The organism is Xanthobacter luteus, from assembly GCF_040049235.1.
Classification (GTDB): domain Bacteria; phylum Pseudomonadota; class Alphaproteobacteria; order Rhizobiales; family Xanthobacteraceae; genus Xanthobacter.
Genome location: NZ_JBDZDO010000001.1, coordinates 400,583 through 419,932 on the forward strand (window position 1 = coordinate 400,583; position 19,350 = coordinate 419,932).

The window sequence follows — 19,350 nt, forward strand, 5'->3', positions numbered from 1 at the left end:
CGCTGATGACCGCCGCGCAGCCGAAGGAGAGGTGGTTCGGACAGGCGGTGCGGCGCCTGGAGGACGACGCGCTGCTGCGCGGCAAGGGCCGCTTCGTCGACGACATCCACCTTCCCGGCCTGCGCCATGCGGCGTTCCTCAGGAGCCCGCACGCCCATGCCCGCCTCGGCGCCATCGACGTGGCGGACGCCGAGGCGCTGCCCGGCGTCATGCGGGTGCTCACCTACAAGGACCTGCGCCCGCTGCTCACCTGCGACCGGATCCCGCTCGCCATGCCGTCCGGCGCCATCCGCTTCGACGTGGACCCGTTCGTGCTGGCGCGCGACGAGGTGTGCCACGTGGGCGAGCCGATCGCGCTCGTGATCGCCGAAAGCCGGCATGTGGCGGAGGACGCGCTCGGCCTGATCGCGGTGGACTTCGCGCCTTTGCCCGCCATCGTCGACCCGCGCGACGGGCTGAAGGCCGGCGCGCCGCAGGCCCGCACCGACTGCCCGGACAACCTCGTGGCGAAGATGAGCGCCGCCTATGGCGACGTGGACGGCGCCTTCGCCTCGGCCGCCCATGTGGTGGCGCAGGACTTCCACCTCCATAAGGGCGGCGGCCATTCCATCGAGCCGCGCGGCCTCCTCGCCCGCTACGACGCCGGCGAGGATCTGCTCACCGTGTGGGATTCCACCCAGATGCCGCATCAGGCGAAGCGGGTTCTGGTGCGCGCGCTGGGCCTGTCCGAGCATCAGGTGCGGGTGGTGGCCCCCGACGTGGGCGGCGGCTTCGGGCCGAAATTCGTGTTCCATCCGGAGGAGCTGGCGGTCGCCGCGGCGGCGATGCTCACCGGCGCGCCGATCAAATGGATCGAGGACCGGTTCGAGAACTTCATGTCGACCGTGCAGGAGCGCGACCAGTATTGGTCCGTGGAAGCCGCCTGCGACGGCGAGGGGCGGCTCCTCGGCATCCGCGGCACGCTGGTGCACGACCACGGCGCCTACACGCCCTATGGCGTCGCCCTGCCCTACAATTCCGCCACCAACCTGATCGGCCCCTACGTGCTGCCGAGCTACCGGCTCGACATCGCCCTCGGCCTCACCAACCTCATTCCCACGACCCCCACGCGCGGCGCCGGACGGCCGCAGGGCACGTTCGTGATGGAGCGGCTGCTGGACCGCCTTGCGGCGAAGCTCGGCCTCGACCGCGCCGAGATCCGCCGCCGCAACCTCATCCAGCCGCAGCAGATGCCCTATGACAGCGGGCTGAAGACCCGCGATGGCGGCGCCATGGTCTATGACAGCGGCGACTATCCGCAATGCATGGCGCGCGCCCTCGCTTGTGCGGGCTGGGAGGATTTCCCGGCGCGCCGCGCCGCCGCCCGGGCGCAGGGGCGCTTCCTCGGCATCGGCCTCGCCAACTACGTGGAGGGCTCCGGCCGCGGGCCGTTCGAGAGCGCGTCGGTGCGCATCGGCCCCTCGGGCAAGGTGACGGTGACCACGGGCGCGGCGGCGCAGGGCCAGGGCACGGTGACCATGCTGGCCCAGCTCGTCGCCGATGCTCTGGGCGTGCGGCCGGACGAGATCACGGTGATCGCCGGCGACACCGCCGCGAGCCCGCTCGGCCTCGGCGCCTTCGCAAGCCGGCAGGCGGTGACCGCCGGCAATGCCGCCCATCAGGCGGCGGGCGAGGTGCGCGCGAAGATCCTCAAGGTCGCCTCGGGGTGGCTGGAGGCGGACCCGCAGGACCTGGAGCTCACCGCCGGACGGGTCCATGTGACCGGCGTTCCCGGGCGCGGGCGCACGCTCGGCGAAGTCGCCGCCGCGCTCGCCGGCCTGCCGGGCTTCGCGCTGCCGCCCGGCACCCCGCCGGGGCTTTCGGCGGCGGTGGACTACCAGCCCAAGGGCATGACCTATTGCAACGGCACCCATGTGGCCGAGGTGGAGGTCGATCCCGCCACCTTCACCGTCACCGTGACGCGCTATGTGGTGGTCCACGATTGCGGCCGTCTCATCAACCCCATGATGGTGGACGGCCAGGTCATCGGCGGCGTGGTGCATGGCCTTTCCAGCGCGCTCTACGAGCTGATGGCCTATGGCGCCGACGGCCAGCCGCTCACCTGCACCTATGCCGACTATCTCATCGCCACGGCGGACACCGCGCCGCGCATCGAGGTGCACCACATGGAATCGCCCTCCCCGCTCAACCCGCTCGGCGTGAAGGGCGCGGGCGAGAGCGGCACGATCGCGGCCCTCGCCGTGATCGCCTCGGCGGTGGAGGACGCGCTGAAGCCGTTCGACGTGACCATATGCGAACTGCCCGTCACGCCGGCGCGGCTGTTCGCTTTGATGCCGCGGGAGGGGCAAATATGAAGCCCGCGCCCTTCGCCTACCACGCCCCCGCCACCAAGGCCGAGGCGCTCGGCCTGCTGGCGCGCCTGGACGATGCGCGCGTGCTCGCCGGCGGCCAGTCGCTGCTGCCGATGATGAATCTGCGCCTCGCCGGCCCCACCAACCTCATCGACCTCAACGGCATCGCCGAACTGTCGGGCATCCGCCGCGCCGGCGACGCGCTGGTGATCGAGGCCATGACGCGCCAGCGCGCGGCCGAGCGCTCGGAACTGGTGCGCGAGCACTGCCCGCTGCTGGCGGAAGCCATGGCCCATGTGGGCTTCCAGCAGACCCGCAACCGCGGCACCGTGGGCGGCAGCATCGCCCATATGGACCCCACCGCCGAACTCCCCGTGGTGGCGTGCGCGCTCGATGCCGTGCTGACCGTGGAAAGCGCGGCCGGCGGCCGGCAATTCCCGATCGCGGAGCTGGCGCAGGGCTATCTGATGACCCAGATCGCGCCCGACGAGATGCTGGTGCGCATCGCACTGCCGCTCTGGCCGAAGGGCCACGGCTTCGCCTTCGAGGAGGTGACGCGGCGCGGCGAGACCTTTTCCGTGGTGTGCGTCGCCGCGCTGGCGCGCCTCGATGGCGCCGGCGCCTTCGCGCGGCTCGCCCTCGCGATCGGCGGCCTCGGCGCGGCGCCGGTGCGGCTTCAAGCAATGGAGGCGGCGCTGGTGGGGGCGCGGGCCGACGCCGAGGCCTTCGCCGCGGCGGGCGCCGCGGCCGGCGCGCTGGAGGCCGACGAAGCCCCCTTCGCCCCGCCGGACTTCAAGCGCCACCTCGCCGGCGTGCTCACGCAACGCGCCTTGGCGCGCGCCGCCGGCCGCGCCCGGAGGGCATCGTCATGAGCGCCGCCGTGCGCATCGCCCTCACCGTGAACGGCGCGCCGCGCGAGGCGGAGGCGGAGCCGCGCGTGCATCTGTGCGACTTCCTGCGCCATGGCCTCGGCCTCACCGGCACCCACATGGGCTGCGAGCACGGCGTGTGCGGCGCCTGCACGGTGCTGCTGGACGGGGAAAGCGTGCGCTCCTGCCTCACCTTGGCGGTGCAGGCCCGCGGGCGCAGCGTCACCACCATCGAGGGCGTCGCCCGGCCCGACGGCACGCTCCACCCGATCCAGGAGGCGCTCGCCGCTTCTCACGGCCTGCAATGCGGCTACTGCACGCCGGGCGTGGTGATGACGCTCATCGAGCTTGAGCGCGAGCTTGCCGGCCGCCCGGCGGACGAAGCCACGGTGCGTCGGGCGCTGGCCGGCAATCTGTGCCGCTGCACCGGCTACCAGGGCATCGTGGACGCCGCGCTCTCGGTGCTCAACGCCGCGGCCCAAGAGGCCGCCCAATGACAAAAAGCCCGGAGGACGCCCGATGAGACCCATGAAGCTCGCGATCCCGGACAAGGTCTCGAACTCCTATTTCCCGGCCATCGCCGCCATCGAGCTCGGCTGCTTCGCGCACGAGGGGCTCGACGTGGCGCTGGAGCTGATCTTCCCGCCCAACAAATCCTACGAGGCCATGCGCGACGGGGCGGTGGACATCGTCGCCGCCTCGGCCCATCCCGCGCTCGCCGCCTATCCCAATTTCGACGGGGTGAAGCTGGTGTGCGCGCAGGCGCAGGGCATGTACTGGTTCCTGGTGCTCAAGCGCGAGATCGGCGCCAAGCGGGGCGAAGTGGAGGCGGTGAAGGGCCGGTCCATCGGCGCCGCGCCCTGGGTGGATCTGGGCCTCAAGCGCCTGCTGAGGGCCGCCGGCCTCGACGCGGCGCGCGACGGCATCCGCATCGGCCCGGTGCCGAAATCCCCCGCCAAGGGGCCGAATTTCGGCCTGTCCGCCGTGCAGGCGCTGGCGGACGGGCTGGTGGACGGCTTCTGGGCCAACGGCATGGCAGCCGAGGTGGCGGTGCGCGAGGGGCTCGGCGACGTGGTGCTGGATGTCCGCCGCGGCGACGGGCCGGAGGGCTGCTTCGGCTACACCTTCGCCTCCGTGGCGCTGCCCGACCGGCTGATCGCCGCCGACCACGATCTGCCCGCCAAGGTCTCGCGCGCGGTGCGCCGGGCGCAGCTCGCCTTGATCGAGGACCCCGAGCGCGCCACCGCCATCGGCCGGCGCCTGTTCCCGCCCCCGGAGGCGGAGCTGATCGCCGACCTGATCCGGCGCGACCTGCCCTATTACGACACCGCCATCCGGCCCGCGACGGTGGCGAGCCTCATCGCCTTCGCCCGCGACATGGGCCTCATCGACCGCGACCTCGCCTATGGCCAGGTGGTCGCCACCTGAACCCCGCAACCTTTGTTCCGGCCCCGCCGGACCCCTTGGGACAAGACGCACGATGAACGGTTCTCGGTGGGATTTCTGGATCGATCGCGGTGGCACCTTCACCGACATCGTGGCGCGGCGGCCGGACGGCGGCCTTGTCGCCCACAAGGTGCTGTCCGAGAATCCGGAGGCCTATCGCGACGCCGCCATCCACGGCATCCGCGAGCTGATGGGGCTTGCCCCCGGCGCGCCGATCCCGGCCGACCAGATCGCCACCGTGAAGATGGGCACCACGGTCGCCACCAACGCGCTTCTGGAGCGCAAGGGCGCGCCCACCGTTCTGGTCACCACGCGCGGCTTCCGCGACGCGCTCCGGATCGGCTACCAGGACCGCCCGGACATCTTCGCCAAGCGCATCGTCAAGCCCGAGCAGCTCTATGGCGACGTCGTGGAGGTGGACGAACGGGTGCGCGCCGACGGCACCATCGAGCGGGCGCCCGACCTCGCGAAGGTGCGCGCCGACCTTCAGGCGGCGCGCGCGCGGGGCGCGGAAGCCTGCGCCATCGTCTTCATGCACGCCTATCGCTACCCCGCCCACGAGCAGGCGGTGGCGGCGATCGCCCGCGCGGTCGGCTTCCCGCAGGTGTCGGTCTCCCATGAGGTGTCCCCGCTGATGAAGCTGGTGGGACGCGGCGACACCACGGTGGTGGACGCCTATCTCTCCCCCATCCTGCGCCGCTACGTGGACCAGGTGGCGGGCGAGCTGAACAGCGCCGACGCGGCAACCCGCCTGATGTTCATGATGTCCTCCGGCGGGCTCACCGACGCCAATCTGTTCCAGGGCCGCGACGCCATCCTCTCCGGCCCGGCCGGCGGCGTGGTGGGCTGCGTCGAGACGGCGCAGATCGCCGGCTTCGGCAAGGTGATCGGCTTCGACATGGGCGGCACCTCCACCGACGTGTCGCACTTCGACGGCGAGTATGAGCGCGCGTTCGAGACCGAGGTGGCCGGCGTGCGCATGCGCGCGCCCATGATGGCGATCCACACAGTGGCGGCCGGCGGCGGCTCGATCCTGCATTTCGACGGCGCGCGCCTGACGGTCGGTCCGGATTCGGCCGGCGCCAATCCCGGCCCCGCCTGCTACCGGCGCGGCGGGCCGCTCGCCGTAACCGACGCGAACGTCATGGTGGGCAAGCTCGATCCCGCTTTCTTCCCGAAGATCTTCGGCCCCGGCCGCGACCAGCCGCTCGACACCGCCACCGTGCGCGCCGCCTTCGAAGCGCTCGCCGCCCGCATCGGCGAGGACCGCACGCCCGAGGCGGTGGCGGACGGCTTCATCCGCATCGCGGTCGAGAACATGGCCAATGCCATCAAGAAAATCTCGGTGCAGCGCGGCTATGACGTGACCGAATATGCGCTGCAATGCTTCGGCGGCGCGGGCGGGCAGCATGCGTGCCTGGTGGCGGACGTGCTCGGCATGCGCACGGTGCTGATCCATCCCTTCTCCGGTTTGCTCTCGGCCTACGGCATGGGGCTCGCCGACATCCGCGCGACCCGCCAGCGCACAATGGAGGCGCCGCTCGACGAGGACGGCGCCGAGATCGCCCGCGCCGCGCTCGACGGCGAGGCCGAGGTGGTGCGCGCCGAGCTGGAAGGCCAGGGCATCCCCGCCGACGACATCGCCGTGATGCGCCGCGCCCATGTGCGCTATGCCGGCACCGACACGTCCTTGCTGGTGCCGTTCGGCCCGGTCGCCGAGATGAAGGCCGCGTTCGCGGCCGCCCACCGCGCCCGCTTCGGCTTCATCGACGAAACCAAGGCGCTGGTGATCGAGGCGATCTCGGCCGAGGCCATCGGCGGCGGCTCGAAGATCGACGAGGCGGCAGAACCCGTCGCGGCGGGCGAGGCCGCCCCGGCGGCGCGGACGCGCTTCTTCTCCCAGGGGGAATGGCACGAGGCCGGCGTGTTCGTGCGCGATGAGGTGAAGCGCGGCGAGACCATCGCCGGCCCGGCGCTGCTCATCGAGCCGCACCAGACCATCGTCATCGAGCCCGGCTGGGCGGGCGAGATCACGGGGCGCAACCACCTCGTCCTCACCCGCCGCGTCGCCGCCCGCCACGCGGCGGCGCTGGGGACGCAGGCGGACCCGGTGCTGCTGGAGGTGTTCAACAACCTGTTCATGTCGGTGGCCGAGCAGATGGGCGTGACGCTCCAGAACACCGCCTATTCGGTGAACATCAAGGAGCGGCTCGACTTCTCCTGCGCGGTGTTCGATGCGCAGGGGCGGCTGGTGGCCAACGCGCCGCACATCCCGGTGCATCTCGGCTCCATGGACAAGTCGGTGGAGAGCGTGATCCGCGCCAATGGCGGGCGCATGAAGCCGGGCGACGTCTACGCCCTCAACGCGCCCTACAATGGCGGCACCCATCTGCCGGACATCACGGTCGTCACCCCGGTGTTCGACGATGCGGGGCAGAACATCCTCTTTTACGTCGCCGCCCGCGGCCACCATGCGGACGTGGGCGGGGTAGCGCCCGGCTCCATGTCGCCGCGCGCCACCAATATCGAGGAGGAAGGGGTCTATATTGACAACTTCAAGCTCGTGGAGGAAGGCCGCTTCCGCGAGACCGAGCTGGTGGAGCTGCTCACGTCGGCGCGCTACCCGGTGCGCAACGTGGTGCAGAACGTCAACGACCTCAAAGCCCAGATCGCCGCCTCCGAGCGCGGCGCTTCCGAGCTGCGCAAGATGATCGCCCATTTCGGGCTCGACGTGGTCTCCGCCTATATGGGCCACGTGCAGGACAACGCCGCGGAGAGCGTGCGCCGGGTGATCGACACGCTGGACGACTGCGCCTTCGCGGTGGAGCTGGACCAGGGCTCGGTGATCAAGGTCCAGATCACGGTGGACAAGCAAAAGCGCGAGGCCACCGTCGACTTCACCGGAACCTCGCCCCAGCGGCTGGACAATTTCAACGCCCCCGGCCCGGTCACCCAGGCCGCCGTGCTCTACGTGTTCCGGGTGATGGTGGACGGCAAGATCCCGCTCAATGCCGGCTGCCTCCGGCCGATCCGCATCGTCGTGCCCGAGGGCTCCATGCTGGCGCCGGTCTATCCCGCCGCCGTGGTGGCCGGGAACGTGGAGGTAAGCCAGCACGTCACCGACTGCCTGTTCGGCGCGCTCGGGGCGCTCGGCTCGGCGCAGGGCACCATGAACAATCTCACCTTCGGCAACGCCACCTACCAGTATTACGAGACCATCTGCTCCGGCGCGCCGGCCGGCCCCGGCTTCGACGGCGTCGGCGGGGTGCACACCCACATGACCAATTCCCGCCTCACCGACCCGGAAGTGCTGGAATTCCGCTATCCCGTGGTGCTGGAGGACTTCCATCTGCGCCCCGGCTCCGGCGGCAAGGGGCGCTGGAGCGCGGGCGACGGCACCCGCCGCACCATCCGCTTCCTGGAGCCGATGGAATGCGCGATCCTCTCCTCGCACCGCCGGGTGGCGCCGTTCGGGGCGGCCGGCGGCGCGCCCGGCGCGCTCGGGCGCAACAGCGTGCGCCGGGCCGGCGGACGCATCGAGGACCTCGGCGGCTGCGGCCAGGCCACGCTTTCCACCGGCGACGCGGTGATCATCGAGACCCCCACCGGCGGCGGCTACGGCCCGCCCGCCGCGCCGCAGGCGCATGCCGCGGACGGCGCGCGGGAGGCGGTCCCATGCCCCGTCGCCTGACCGCCCCGGCCCCGTCCCGCCCCCGAACCGCAAAGGCCGCACGATGAGCGCAGAGATCGACGCCGCGACCCGGCCGGCAAGGCCCCTCCTCACCGCCGCCAAGGCGCGCATCTGGGCCGACCGGCTGCTCGTCTTCGTCCTGTCCGTGGCGGCGTGGTACGCGCTCGCCAACACCATCGTCGACCCGTTCTGGATCTCGAGCCCGGACCTCGTCGCCGAGCGGCTGTGGCGCATCACGCTGAACGGCGATCTGTGGTGGCACGCCAGCGCCACCGTGTGGCAGGCGCTGCTGGGGCTGGCGCTCGGCCTCATGGTGGGCTTCGCGATCGGCCTGCTGCTGGCCCGCTATCCCCGGCTCGCGGAAGCGCTCGATCCCTACATCATGGGGCTCTACAGCCTGCCGCGGATCGCGCTCGCGCCGCTGTTCATCCTGTGGTTCGGCATCGGCCTCCTGTCCAAGGTGATGATGGCGTTCTCCTTCGTGGTCTTCATCTTCCTGCTCAACACCATGCAGGGCCTCAAAGAGGTGGACCGCGACCTGATCGACCTGATGCGCTCCATGCGCGCCTCCCCCGCCTTCATCGCCCGGCGGGTGCAGCTGCCCGCCATGCTGCCCTGGCTGTTCGCGGCGGCGCGCATCAGCGTCGGCCTCGCCCTCATCGGCTCGGTCCTGGGCGAGCTCTTGGGCGCCAATCGCGGCCTCGGCTGGTACGTGGAGCATGCCTCCGGCCGCCTCGACACCACCGGCGTGTTCGCCGGCCTCACGGCGCTGATGATCATCGCCGTGCTCATGAACCAGGCCGTCAACCTCATGGAGCGCTGGCTGACGCCCGCCAAATAGACCGACAAGCCCGTGACCCGAAACGTGGCACGCAAAGCCAAGAAAAGCCGAGGAAACCGCGCACGGAGTGACACCACGGTCCAACCTTCCAGGGGAGCCACCAGATGTCACCGACCTTCCGCCTCAAGTCCCTCGCCCTCGCGGCGGCGGCGCTCGCCGCCTTGAGCGCGCCGGCCGCGGCGCAGACCAAGATCACCGCCGGCACCGCCGCCTTCAACGAGGCGCTGCTGCCCATCTTCACCGCCCAGGAGAAGGGCTACTTCAAGGACGCCGGCATCGAGCTGGAGATGGTCGCCTTCAAGGGCGGCGGGCCGGCGGTGCAGGCGCTGGTGAGCGGCTCCATCGACATGTGCCTGTGCGCCGCCGACCACGTGGTGCGCCTGAAGGCGCGCCGCCAGCCGGCGCAGATCCTGGTGGCGCTCGACGAGTTCCACTCCTACGCGCTGCTCGCCAAAGCCGACTTCCCGGGCAAGACCTATGCCGACCTCAAGGGCAAGAAGGTGGGCATCACCTCCCCCGGCAGCCTCACCGACAACACCCTGCGCTACGCCATCACCAAGGCCGGCTTCAGCCCGGAGCGCGACTTCCAGATCGTCGGCACCGGCGGCGGCGCGCCGATGAAGGCGGCCATCGACAGCGGCCAGGTGGATGCCGGCCTGCTGATCACCACCGACGTCGCCGCGATGCTGGAGAAGGCGGGCGCCTACAAGGTGGTGATCGACTATCGCGAGATGCCCTACGCCTCGTTCGGCGCCATCGTGCTGAAGTCGTGGGTGGAGAAGAACCCGGCGGTGGCGAAGGCGTTCGCCCAGGCGGTGGTGAAGGCGATCGCCGACCTCAAGGCGGACGGCAAGCTCGCCGAGACCGTGCTCGCCAAGATGTATCCCAACTTCTCCCCGTCCCTGATCGCCGCGGTGGCCAAGACCGCGGTGGCGCGTACCCCGGCCGGCGGCGTGGTGAGCCCGGATTCGCTCAAGAACCTCAACGAGATCGTGCTGGTCTCGGACGACACGCTGAAGCCGGTGACGCTGGACGAGGCGTTCGACCCCAAGCTGGTCGGCAAATGAGAACGGAGGCCCTCATGGAGCGCGACATGCGCGCCGCCTCTGCACCACCGGGCGAAAGTCCGGCGGTTGCCGGGCCGCCGCCGCGCGTGCGCGTGGTCGGCGTCTCCAAGACCTACCCCACCCCGGACGGCGGGAGCGCCCGGGTGATCGAGAACGTCGACCTCACCCTCGCCGAGGGCGAGTTCCTCGCCATCGTCGGCCCGTCGGGCTGCGGCAAGTCGACCTTGCTGCGGCTCATCTCCGGCCTCGTGCCGGTCTCGGACGGGCGCATCGTCGTCGCCGGCGAGGAGGTGATCGCGCCGCCGCCGCGCGTCGGCTTCATGTTCCAGCGCGACACGCTTCTGCCCTGGGCGAGCGTGTCGGCCAACATCGCCGTCGCGCTGGAGCTCAACGGCACGCCGGCGGCCGAGCGCCCAGCGCGGATCGCCGCGCTCCTGAAGCTGCTCGGCCTCGAGCGCTATGCCGACTACCGCCCGAGCGCCCTGTCCGGCGGCATGCGCCAGCGCGCCGCGCTCGGCCGGCTGCTGGCCTACGGCCCCGAGCTCTATCTCATGGACGAGCCGTTCGGCGCGCTCGACGCCATGACCAAGATGATCCTCGGCCGCGAGCTGCTGCGCATCTGGAGCCAGGATGCGAAATCGGTGGTGTTCGTCACCCACGACATCGAGGAGGCGGTGGGCCTGTCCGACCGGGTGGTGGTGATGGAGGGCCCGCCCGGCCGCATCAAGAGCGAATACCGCATCGACCTGCCGCGCCCGCGCGACTTCCGGGAGGTGCGCCTCCTGCCCGAGTTCCGCGATGTGTGTGAGCGCATCTGGCGCGACATCGGCCGCCACGCCGAGGCGGAATAGGACCGCTCGAGCCCGGGGCGGCGCGCGCCCCGGCGCCGGCGCCGCGCGCGGCGCTCAGCCTACGCCCACGGCGCGGGTGGTGGGCTCCTCGTCGGCGACCGGCTGGGCGGCCTCGATGCCCACCGACATGGCCTTGAACGCGGCGTCGCCAAAGATGGTGGCGAAGGCCGCGTCCGAGGCATCCCGTCCGACCCCGATGCGCACCAGGCCCTGCAGCGCCGCCTGGCGGGTGGCGTCGAACAGATACCATTCGCCGCCCAGATAGGCCTCGAAGACGGCGTGGAAGTCCGGCGGGTCGAGCTTCCAGGCATAGCCGCTCGCGAACCGCGCCGGGATGTTGAGCGCGCGGCAGAAGGCGATGCCGAGATGGGCGAAATCCCGGCACACGCCGGCGCGCAGCACCATGGTGTCGTAGGCCGAGGTCTGGGAATTGCTCGAGCCGCGTTCGTAGTCCACGTGCTCGTAGATCCAGTTGCAGATCGCGGTGACGCGCGAATGCCCCGGCGCGGCGTCCTCGAACGCGCGGCGGGCGAACCGCCCGAGCAGATCGGACTGGCAGAACCGGCTCGGGTACAGATAGGGCAGGATGTCGAGGGGCAGCTCGCCGACCGGCACCTCGGCGATGTCCTCCGGCGCCCGGTCGAGCATGTTCACCGCCACCTCGCCCTCATAGGCGATGCGGAACGGCCCGGGCTGGGCGATGACCCGGAAGAACCGGCTGCCGCCCTCGTCCTCGGCGAAGCGGTCGATCGGATGCGCCGGCGCCAGTTGCAGCCGCTCGGCGACGATGCGCTGGCGCGGCAATGCCGCCGCTTCCAGGTTGAGGATGAAGACGCAGGGTGTCTTGACCTCGTATTCGAGGCTGGAATGCACTTGGAACCGCATCGCTCTCCCCGGTGGCGCCGACCTGGCGTTTGCGGGGGAAACGCCCAAGCCCGCGCTTTGTTTCCCCCTTGCAGCAGGCAATGCGCAGGCGCGGGGGCGTGGACGGCGAGGGCCGCGGCCGATGGGGATTGCCTTCGCTTTGCGTTCGTGCTTACTTTGCATTGTAAAGTAACGGGCGCGGACCGCAGATGCGTGACCTCGACAAGGCCCTGGCCGACATCCTCGCCATCCGCTCCCAGCTTGCCGCAGGGACCGCTTTCCAGGGCTATGGCCCCGGCGCCGTGGCCGCGACCGGCCTGCTGGCGCTTGCCGCCGCGGGGCTCCAGCAGGCGCGGCTGGAGGGGGCGGTTGAGCCTTTCTCCTTCTTCGCCTTCTGGATCGCGGTGGCGGTCGTCGCGGTGGCGATCATCGGCGCCGAGATGGTGGCGCGCACCCGGCGCCGGCACGCCGGCCTTGCCGACGATCTGCTGCGCCACGCGGCCGAGCAGATGGTGCCGGCGGGCGCCGTGGGGGCCCTGCTTCTCATCGTCCTGTGGCGCTTCGCACCGGATGCGCTGTGGCTCCTGCCGGGGCTGTGGCAGATCCTGATCGGGCTCGGCATCTTCGCGTCGCTGCGCATCCTGCCGCGCCCCATCGCCATCGCCGGCGCCTATTACGTGCTCGCGGGCCTCGTCGTGCTGGTGCTCGCGGCCCCTACCCGCAGCCTCTCGCCACTGACCATGGGCGTGCCCTTCGCCCTCGGGCAATTCCTCGTCGCAGCGATCCTGCATTTTGCTTCGGAGAGCGACCATGAGCCAGGCTGACGACAAGGCGCCCTTCGCCTATGAGGGCCTCGACCGCGTCATCCACGAGAAGGCGCGGCTTAGTGTCCTCACCTCGCTCGCCGGCCACCCCAAGGGCCTGTCCTTCGGCGATCTGAAGCAGCTCTGCGGGCTGACGGACGGCAATCTCAGCCGCCATCTGCAGGTGCTGCAGGAGGCCGGGCTGGTGGAGATCGAGAAGAAGTTCGAGGGAGCGCGGCCGCTTACCACCTGCCGCATGACGGCGGCGGGCCGCACGCGCTTCCTCGATTATCTCGCGGTGCTCGAGCAGGTGGTGCACGACGCCGCCGCCGCGGCCAGATCGCCCGGCCGCGCGGCACCGGCGACGCCCGCGCCCGGCAAGCCCGCCTTCAAGTTCTGACCCGCCTTGCGCCGAACCTTCGACCTTCGCATGATTGGAAACTTTACAATGCAAAGTTCTCTGCCAGACAAAATCCATGCCGCGCTCATCATGGACGGCAACGGCCGCTGGGCGGCACGGCGCGGACTGCCGCGAACCGCCGGGCACGAGGCCGGGACGCACGCCGCCCGCCGCATCGTCGCGGCGGCGCCCGCCGCCGGCATCGGCACGCTGACGCTCTACGCGTTCTCCTGCGACAACTGGGCCCGGCCCGCGGCGGAGGTGAGCGCGCTCATGGCCCTGCTCAGCCACTTCCTGCTCAAGGAAACCGAGGATCTCGCCAAGGCCGGCGTGCGCGCCTCGGTCATCGGGCGGCGCGACCGCCTGCCGGGCCATGTGCGCGATGCCATTGACTGGATGGAGCGGCGCACGTCGGAAGGTCGGGCGCTGCACCTGCGCATCGCGATCGACTATTCGGGCCGCCAGTCCATCCTCGCGGCGGCCCACGCCGCGGCCGGCGCCGCGCTCGACGCGGACGCCTTCGGCCGGCTGGTGGCCGGGGCCGACGTCCCGCCCGTCGACCTGCTGATCCGTGCCGGCGGCGAGAAGCGCCTCTCCGATTTCCTCCTGTGGGAATGCGCCTATGCCGAGCTCAGCTTCTGCGACGTGCTCTGGCCGGACTTCTGCGCCGCTCACCTTGAAGCAGCCGTCGCCGATTTCCGGGGCCGCGAGCGGCGCTTCGGCGCCCTTCCCTCGGCGGCGTGAGGCGGGGCCCATGCGCATCCTGCTCGTCAACGTGCCGCATCCGGCCATCGGCAGCCGCATTCCCGACGACCATCTGCCGCCGCTGGGGCTGCTCGCCATCGGCGGGCCGCTGATCGACGACGGGCACGAGGTCCACCTCGTCGACGGCGAATTCGGCCCCATGGCGCCCGCCGACCTGGTGGCGGCCGCCCTGGCCTTCCGGCCGGACGGGGTGCTTTTCGGGCACTCGGGCTCGACCTCCGGCCATCCGGTCATCGCCGCCGTCGCCGCCGCCATGGCCGAGGTGCTGCCGCTGGCCGCCATCATCTATGGCGGCGTATTTCCCACCTATCACTGGCGCGAGATCCTCGACGCCGAGCCCCATGTGACGGCCATCGTCCGGGGCGAGGGGGAGGAGACGGCGCGCCGCCTCATGGCCGCGCTGGAGGCCGGGGCCGACCTCGCGGGCATCCCCGGCATCGCCTTTCGCGATGCGGGCGGCGCGCGGGCCACCCCGCCCGCGCCGGTGCTTCAGGATCTCGACGCCTATCGCGTCGGCTGGGAGCTCATCGACCACGCGCGCTATTCCTATTGGGGCGGACTGCGGGCGGTGGTGGTGCAATTCTCGCGCGGCTGCCCCCACCCCTGCACCTATTGCGGCCAGCGCGGCTTCTGGACCCGCTGGCGTCACCGCGACCCGGTCCTCTTCGCCAAGGAACTGGCCCGTCTCCACCGCGACCACGGCGTGAAGGTGGTCAATTTCGCCGACGAGAACCCCACTTCGTCGCGCAAGGCGTGGCGAGCCTTCTTCGAGGCGCTGATCGCGGAGAACGTGGATCTGGTGCTCGTCGGCTCCACCCGCGCCGACGACATCGTGCGCGATGCGGACATCCTCCACCTCTACCGAAAGGCGGGCTGGGTTCGCTTCCTGCTCGGGCTCGAGAACACCGACGCGGCGACCCTGGCCCTCATCCGCAAAGGCGGGACGGTGGACACGGACCGCGAAGCGATCCGGCTCCTGCGCCGGCATGCGATCCTGTCCATGGCGACCTGGGTCGTCGGCTTCGAGGAGGAGACCGATGGCGACCATTGGCGCGGCCTCAAGCGGCTGCTCGCCTACGACCCGGACCAGATCCAGATGCTGTATGTGACGCCGCATCGCTGGACGCCCTATTACCGGCTGGCGGCCGACCGCAGGGTCATCGAGCCCGACCGCCGGCGCTGGGACTACAAGCACCAGGTGCTTGCCACCCGCCACATGCCGGCCTGGCGGACCCTTGCATGGGTCAAGCTCACCGAGGCGGTGCTGCAACTGCGGCCCAAGGCGCTCCTGCGCACCTTTTGCCGGCCGGAAGCCGACCTGCGCCACGCCATGCGCTGGTACGCCCAAATGGGCCGCAGAGTATGGCCGCACGAAATCCTCGGCTTCCTGCGCCGGCCGCCCCGGGACACGGGGGCGTCGGTCGCCGATTTCTGGGGCCGACCGCAGGAGCAGGAGGAATATGCCATGGCGCCCGCGCCCGCCGCGCCCAGGCGGGACGCCGTCAAGGGCCGAGGCCTTTGACGGCAAGCGCCTACCGAACGCCGACGGCGGGCGCCGGAGCGGCAAGGGGCGGCACGGGGGAAGCCCCGCCCGGCCCCTATTCCGCAGCGACCGGGGCGTGGGCGAGCGCGAGGACCGCGTCGATGTCCGCGGAGCGCGCGGCCCAGGACATGACGAAGCGGTGGTGGCGCGGCCGCGGCCGCCAGTCGCGGTGGAAGCGCACCCCGCCGGCCCAGAGGTGGTCCGCCAAAGCGTCGGGCATGGCGACGAACACCTCGTTGCCGTCGGTGGGGTGGAGGATCTCGACGCCCGGCAGCCGGGCGAGGCCGGCCGAGAGACGCGCGGCGGCGGCGTTGGCGGTCTCGGCGTTGGCGCGCCAGAGCGCGCCGGAAAGATAGGCCTCCACCTGCGCCGCGAGGAAGCGCGTCTTGGGCGCGAAATGGCCGCCGCGCTTCCGCATGTAGGAGATCGCCTCGGCGAGCTCGGGGCGGAAGGTGATCACCACCTCGGCGCCGAACGTGCCGCTCTTGGTGGTGCCGAGGGTGAGCACGTCCACGCCCGCCTGCCACGACATCTCGGCGAAGCCCGATCGGTGCGCCACCACCGCATTGGCAAAGCGCGCCCCGTCCATGTGGACCAGCAGACCGTGGCGCCGGGCGATGGCGGTGAGGGCGGCGATCTCGTCCGGCCGGTAGGCGGTGCCGGCCTCGGTGAGCTGCGTCAGGCTCAGCACCGCCGGCTGGATGGCGTGGACCACGCCGAAGCGCGCCTGTTCCAGAAAAGTGGCGAGCGCGGCGGGATCGATCTTGCCGTGGTCGCCGGCGATCGGGATCTGGCGCGCGCCGGCGGTGAACATCTCGGGCGCGCCGCACTCGTCGGTCTCGATATGGGCGTCGAAATGACAGAGCACGCCGCCCCAGCGCGGCGTGATGGCGCCGAGCGCCACCGCGTTCGCCGCCGTGCCGGTGGACACGGTGAAGGCGGCAAGATCGCAGCCGAACGCCTCCTTCAGCGCCGCCAGCGCCCGCGTGGTCCAGGCCTCGGACTCGAAGTTGGTGGCGTAGCCGTCATTGGCGCGCACCACGGCGTCGACGACGGCGGGGTGGACCGGCGCGGTGTTCTCGGAGAGGAAGTCCATGGTCTGCCTTTCGGATGCGCGCGGCGCCGCGGCGCCGCGCGCGGTAGGAATGGTCAGGCGATGCGGACCCTGGGGGCGCGCTCGGCGTCCTCGAGGACGAGATCGCAGATCTGACGCGCCGCCTCCTGCATCGCGGGCACATACTGGCGCAGGGTGGAGAACGCGACGTTGGCCGCGGGCGCCGAGAGGCCGAGGCCGGCGATCATGCGGCCCCGCGCGTCGACGATCGGCACCGCGCAGCCGACCACGCCCGGCGTGAACTCAGCATTGCTCGAGGCCCAGCCGCGCTTGCGCACCCGCTGGAGCTCGGCGAGCAGCGCCGCCGGCTCGCAGATGGTTGTGGCGGTGAAGCGCCGCAGGGGCATGGCGGCCAGCAGCTGGGCGAGGGCGTCCGGCTTGAGCTGCGCAAGGTGCAGCTTGCCGATGGAGGTGGCGTGGACCGGCGCCGAGCCGCCGGGCTCGAACTGGAGGCCCGGCCGCGTCATGCGCGCCGCGTCCACATAGACCACCTCGTCGTCCACCACGACGCCCACGTGGCAGTGCGCGTCCAGCCGGCGGGCGAGGCCCACCAGGATGTCGCGCGGCCGGTCGGCGGCGAAGGCCGCACCGACGATCTCCATGCCGAGGGCGACCAGCCGGCGGCCGGGCAGGAAGCTCTTCGCGCCGAGCGCGCGCTTCAGGTAGCCGCGGTCGGCAAGCTGCCGGGCGATGCGGTGCACGGTGGGCGCCGGCAGATCGAGCGCCTGCGCGATGTCGGTCACCGTCAGGGGCGCGCGCGCCCGCACGAGGCAATCGATCACCGCGAAGATGCGCTCGGACGGCGCGTCGAGTTCGCTCGTGGTCTTGGTCATGAAAGAACTCGCCGCACGAAATCTTTCCCCGGGCCGCCCCGCACACCGGAAGCGGCGGTCTCGAGCCACAAGTCTGGCGATCGGACCCGCACAAATCAATTCTGAAATTTTGCAGAAAAAATTTCGAAAAATGAAAAAAGCCATTTGCAAGGGGCGCGGAACGGTCTCACGCTGCAAGGCGCAAATGGTGAAAACACCGATAGATGCCGAGCCGCAGCGACCGCCCCGGCGATGCTGCGTCGAGAGCCGCCAGATGGGCCGTGCGTTCGCGCAGCCGCCAGGCATGGCCGCGAGCGACGGCCGCCAACCAGAAGGTCGGAACAGATGTCGCACATTCAGCAAAGCCGAAGAGTGAAAGCATCCGCGCTCGCGGTCGTCGGCGCGTTCGTCCTGAGCCTCGCCGCCGCAATTCCCGCGCTCGCCCAATCGCGCCTCGACGAGATCATCAAGCGCGACAAGCTGATCGTCGCCACCTTCAGCACCGCCCCGCCGCTGTGCTTCACCGACGAGAAGGGCGAACTGGTCGGCTTCGACATCGACATCGCGCGCCTGATCGCCAAAGGCCTCCTGGGCGATCCCAACAAGATCGAGTTCGTCACCGTGACGAGCGAGGGCCGCTGGCCGTCGGTGCTGTCCGGCCGCGCCGACATCGGCCTCGCCGCGACCACGGTCTATCCCGACCGGGCCGCCCGCGTCGCCTTCTCCTATCCCTATATGGACAGCGGCCTGTCGGTGCTGGTGCGCAAGGATGCGGGCGTGAAGTCGGTGGCGGACCTCAACAACGAGAAGTTCACGCTCGCCAACCTCTCCAACCCGCAGATGGCCGACCGCGCCAAGCGCTTCCTGCCCAAGATGAAGGTGCTCACCTTCGACACGCCGAGCGCCATGTTCCTCGCGGTCAAGAGCGGCCAGGCGCAGGCGATGCAGATGGACACGCCGGTGATCGACCACTACGCCGCCAACAATGCCGACCTCATGGCCCTGCCCGAGCTGCTCGGCAACGTGCAGAACAATGCCGTGTTCATGAAGCCCGGCGACTTCACCCTCTGGCTCTACATCTCGACCGTGGTGCAGGAGCTCAGGTCCGGCTCGCGCTACAGCGAGTATACGGAGGTGTTCCGCAAGTGGTTCGGCCGCAACCCGCCGCCGCAGCGCTTCTACACCGCGGCGGCGCCCAACTGAGCCCGACGCCAAGCGGGGCCGCCAGGCATGGCCGCCCCGCCTGCCCTTCCCGGCGGACCGGACGCCCCGCATGATCGATGTCAACCTGATCGAGCGTAACCTGCCTTTGTTCTTCGAGGGGCTGAAGGTGACGCTCCTTCTGTCGGCGCTCGCCTTCGCCTGCGCGCTGCTCGTGGGGCTGGTGCTGGTCCTGGCGCGGCTGGCGAAGGTGCGGCTGCTGCCGGCCGCCGCGGCGGCCTTCGTCGAGCTGATGCGCAACACGCCGGTGCTGGTGCAGATGTACTTCATCTTCTTCGGCTCGGCGGTGATGGGCTGGCCGCTCACCGGCTTCACCGCCGGCCTGATCGCCCTCGCGGCGCAGAACGGCGCCTATCTGTGCGAGATCTACCGCGCCGGCATCGGCTCGGTGAGCCGCCGGCAGGCGGAGGCGGGGCTCGCGCTCGGCATGCTCCAGCGCCAGGCGTTCTTCATCGTCGTGCTGCCCCAGGCGCTGAGGAAGGTGATCCCGCCGATCGCCAACCAGGGCGTGATGCTGATCAAGGACACCGCCCTCGTCTCCACGCTCTCGGTCATGGAGCTGATGTATCAGGCGCGCCTCATCGCCGACCGCACCGCCGCCGTCTACGAGGTCTTCTTCACCCTCGCTCTGTTCTACCTCGCCATCACCAGCGCGTTCACGCTCGCCATGCGGGTGCTCGAATGGCGCCTGCGGGTCGCCGAGTAGGAGGCC

Annotated in this window: 18 protein-coding genes; 15 read left to right on the top strand and 3 right to left on the bottom strand. The window is 70.9% G+C overall.

Features of this window, described 5'->3' with window-relative positions; all coding sequences use genetic code 11:
- Window positions 1–5 precede the first annotated feature (5 nt).
- From ABLE88_RS02025 to ABLE88_RS02060, 8 genes are all read left to right on the top strand, one after another.
- Window positions 6–2,354, top strand: a complete 2,349-nt coding sequence (locus tag ABLE88_RS02025; RefSeq protein WP_348829726.1) for a xanthine dehydrogenase family protein molybdopterin-binding subunit — start codon at window positions 6–8, stop codon at window positions 2,352–2,354.
- Window positions 2,351–3,223: an FAD binding domain-containing protein gene (locus ABLE88_RS02030; protein ID WP_348829727.1), complete on the top strand. Its 873-nt coding sequence runs from the start codon at window positions 2,351–2,353 to the stop codon at window positions 3,221–3,223. The genes ABLE88_RS02025 and ABLE88_RS02030 overlap by 4 nt, the downstream gene beginning before the upstream one ends.
- A complete protein-coding gene (locus tag ABLE88_RS02035) occupies window positions 3,220–3,717 on the top strand; it encodes a (2Fe-2S)-binding protein (RefSeq protein ID WP_348829729.1) in 498 nt (165 codons plus the stop codon). The genes ABLE88_RS02030 and ABLE88_RS02035 overlap by 4 nt, the downstream gene beginning before the upstream one ends.
- A gap of 31 nt (window positions 3,718–3,748) precedes the next feature.
- Window positions 3,749–4,648, top strand: a complete 900-nt coding sequence (locus ABLE88_RS02040) for an ABC transporter substrate-binding protein (protein WP_348829730.1) — start codon at window positions 3,749–3,751, stop codon at window positions 4,646–4,648.
- A 52-nt stretch (window positions 4,649–4,700) separates the two neighbouring features.
- Window positions 4,701–8,357, top strand: a complete 3,657-nt coding sequence (locus ABLE88_RS02045) for a hydantoinase B/oxoprolinase family protein (RefSeq protein ID WP_348829731.1) — start codon at window positions 4,701–4,703, stop codon at window positions 8,355–8,357.
- A 43-nt stretch (window positions 8,358–8,400) separates the two neighbouring features.
- Window positions 8,401–9,198 (top strand): ABC transporter permease, encoded by a 798-nt coding sequence (locus ABLE88_RS02050; RefSeq protein ID WP_348829732.1) that lies wholly within the window; start codon window positions 8,401–8,403, stop codon window positions 9,196–9,198.
- Window positions 9,199–9,302: 104 nt separating this feature from the next.
- Window positions 9,303–10,265: an ABC transporter substrate-binding protein gene (locus ABLE88_RS02055; protein ID WP_348829733.1), complete on the top strand. Its 963-nt coding sequence runs from the start codon at window positions 9,303–9,305 to the stop codon at window positions 10,263–10,265.
- 14 nt (window positions 10,266–10,279) lie between these two features.
- On the top strand, window positions 10,280–11,116 hold the full coding sequence (locus ABLE88_RS02060; RefSeq protein WP_348829734.1) for an ABC transporter ATP-binding protein: 837 nt from the start codon (window positions 10,280–10,282) through the stop codon (window positions 11,114–11,116).
- 54 nt (window positions 11,117–11,170) lie between these two features.
- Here ABLE88_RS02060 and ABLE88_RS02065 read toward each other — a convergent pair whose 3' ends face one another.
- Window positions 11,171–12,001: a transglutaminase-like domain-containing protein gene (locus ABLE88_RS02065; protein WP_348829735.1), complete on the bottom strand. Its 831-nt coding sequence runs from the start codon at window positions 11,999–12,001 to the stop codon at window positions 11,171–11,173.
- Between the two features lie 188 nt (window positions 12,002–12,189).
- Between ABLE88_RS02065 and ABLE88_RS02070 the strand changes: the two genes are divergently transcribed.
- From ABLE88_RS02070 to bchE, 4 genes are read left to right on the top strand one after another with little or no spacing between them, the layout of a single operon-like run.
- Entirely contained in the window at window positions 12,190–12,804 is a 615-nt protein-coding gene (locus ABLE88_RS02070; protein ID WP_348829736.1) for a hypothetical protein, read from the top strand.
- On the top strand, window positions 12,791–13,183 hold the full coding sequence (locus tag ABLE88_RS02075) for a transcriptional regulator (RefSeq protein ID WP_348829737.1): 393 nt from the start codon (window positions 12,791–12,793) through the stop codon (window positions 13,181–13,183). The genes ABLE88_RS02070 and ABLE88_RS02075 overlap by 14 nt, the downstream gene beginning before the upstream one ends.
- A 48-nt stretch (window positions 13,184–13,231) precedes the next feature.
- Window positions 13,232–13,927, top strand: coding sequence for a polyprenyl diphosphate synthase (gene uppS, locus ABLE88_RS02080; protein ID WP_348829738.1), 696 nt, complete (start codon window positions 13,232–13,234; stop codon window positions 13,925–13,927).
- A gap of 10 nt (window positions 13,928–13,937) precedes the next feature.
- Complete coding sequence (gene bchE, locus ABLE88_RS02085) at window positions 13,938–15,470, top strand: magnesium-protoporphyrin IX monomethyl ester anaerobic oxidative cyclase (RefSeq protein ID WP_348829739.1); 1,533 nt, start codon at window positions 13,938–13,940, stop codon at window positions 15,468–15,470.
- A 76-nt stretch (window positions 15,471–15,546) separates the two neighbouring features.
- Here the strand turns inward: bchE and ABLE88_RS02090 are convergent, their stop codons facing one another.
- Together ABLE88_RS02090 and ABLE88_RS02095 are read right to left on the bottom strand one after the other, a co-directional pair.
- Window positions 15,547–16,587 carry a threonine aldolase family protein gene (locus ABLE88_RS02090; protein WP_348829741.1) on the bottom strand — a complete coding sequence of 347 codons (1,041 nt, stop codon included), beginning with the start codon at window positions 16,585–16,587 and terminating at the stop codon, window positions 15,547–15,549.
- 53 nt (window positions 16,588–16,640) lie between these two features.
- On the bottom strand, window positions 16,641–17,438 hold the full coding sequence (locus tag ABLE88_RS02095) for an IclR family transcriptional regulator (protein WP_348829743.1): 798 nt from the start codon (window positions 17,436–17,438) through the stop codon (window positions 16,641–16,643).
- Here ABLE88_RS02095 and ABLE88_RS02100 point away from each other — a divergent pair.
- From ABLE88_RS02100 to ABLE88_RS02110, 3 genes are all read left to right on the top strand, one after another.
- Window positions 17,437–17,793 (top strand): hypothetical protein, encoded by a 357-nt coding sequence (locus tag ABLE88_RS02100; RefSeq protein WP_348829744.1) that lies wholly within the window; start codon window positions 17,437–17,439, stop codon window positions 17,791–17,793. The genes ABLE88_RS02095 and ABLE88_RS02100 overlap by 2 nt on opposite strands.
- Window positions 17,790–18,620 (top strand): transporter substrate-binding domain-containing protein, encoded by an 831-nt coding sequence (locus ABLE88_RS02105; protein ID WP_348829745.1) that lies wholly within the window; start codon window positions 17,790–17,792, stop codon window positions 18,618–18,620. Before ABLE88_RS02100 ends, ABLE88_RS02105 begins: the two co-directional genes overlap by 4 nt.
- 70 nt (window positions 18,621–18,690) lie before the next feature.
- The gene (locus ABLE88_RS02110) at window positions 18,691–19,344 is read left to right on the top strand and encodes an amino acid ABC transporter permease (RefSeq protein WP_348829746.1); all 654 of its coding nucleotides are present in this window, start codon (window positions 18,691–18,693) and stop codon (window positions 19,342–19,344) included.
- The last annotated feature ends 6 nt before the right edge of the window (window positions 19,345–19,350 follow it).

Bases quoted from the DNA above. Each gene is read 5' to 3' on its own strand.
- ABLE88_RS02025 (WP_348829726.1), top strand. From the start codon at position 6: ATGACCGCCGCGCAGCCGAAGGAGAGGTGGTTCGGACAGGCGGTGCGG.
- ABLE88_RS02030 (WP_348829727.1), top strand. From the start codon at position 2,351: ATGAAGCCCGCGCCCTTCGCCTACCACGCCCCCGCCACCAAGGCCGAG.
- ABLE88_RS02035 (WP_348829729.1), top strand. From the start codon at position 3,220: ATGAGCGCCGCCGTGCGCATCGCCCTCACCGTGAACGGCGCGCCGCGC.
- ABLE88_RS02040 (WP_348829730.1), top strand. From the start codon at position 3,749: ATGAAGCTCGCGATCCCGGACAAGGTCTCGAACTCCTATTTCCCGGCC.
- ABLE88_RS02045 (WP_348829731.1), top strand. From the start codon at position 4,701: ATGAACGGTTCTCGGTGGGATTTCTGGATCGATCGCGGTGGCACCTTC.
- ABLE88_RS02050 (WP_348829732.1), top strand. From the start codon at position 8,401: ATGAGCGCAGAGATCGACGCCGCGACCCGGCCGGCAAGGCCCCTCCTC.
- ABLE88_RS02055 (WP_348829733.1), top strand. From the start codon at position 9,303: ATGTCACCGACCTTCCGCCTCAAGTCCCTCGCCCTCGCGGCGGCGGCG.
- ABLE88_RS02060 (WP_348829734.1), top strand. From the start codon at position 10,280: ATGGAGCGCGACATGCGCGCCGCCTCTGCACCACCGGGCGAAAGTCCG.
- ABLE88_RS02065 (WP_348829735.1), bottom strand. From the start codon at position 12,001: ATGCGGTTCCAAGTGCATTCCAGCCTCGAATACGAGGTCAAGACACCC.
- ABLE88_RS02070 (WP_348829736.1), top strand. From the start codon at position 12,190: ATGCGTGACCTCGACAAGGCCCTGGCCGACATCCTCGCCATCCGCTCC.
- ABLE88_RS02075 (WP_348829737.1), top strand. From the start codon at position 12,791: ATGAGCCAGGCTGACGACAAGGCGCCCTTCGCCTATGAGGGCCTCGAC.
- uppS (WP_348829738.1), top strand. From the start codon at position 13,232: ATGCAAAGTTCTCTGCCAGACAAAATCCATGCCGCGCTCATCATGGAC.
- bchE (WP_348829739.1), top strand. From the start codon at position 13,938: ATGCGCATCCTGCTCGTCAACGTGCCGCATCCGGCCATCGGCAGCCGC.
- ABLE88_RS02090 (WP_348829741.1), bottom strand. From the start codon at position 16,587: ATGGACTTCCTCTCCGAGAACACCGCGCCGGTCCACCCCGCCGTCGTC.
- ABLE88_RS02100 (WP_348829744.1), top strand. From the start codon at position 17,437: ATGAAAGAACTCGCCGCACGAAATCTTTCCCCGGGCCGCCCCGCACAC.
- ABLE88_RS02095 (WP_348829743.1), bottom strand. From the start codon at position 17,438: ATGACCAAGACCACGAGCGAACTCGACGCGCCGTCCGAGCGCATCTTC.
- ABLE88_RS02110 (WP_348829746.1), top strand. From the start codon at position 18,691: ATGATCGATGTCAACCTGATCGAGCGTAACCTGCCTTTGTTCTTCGAG.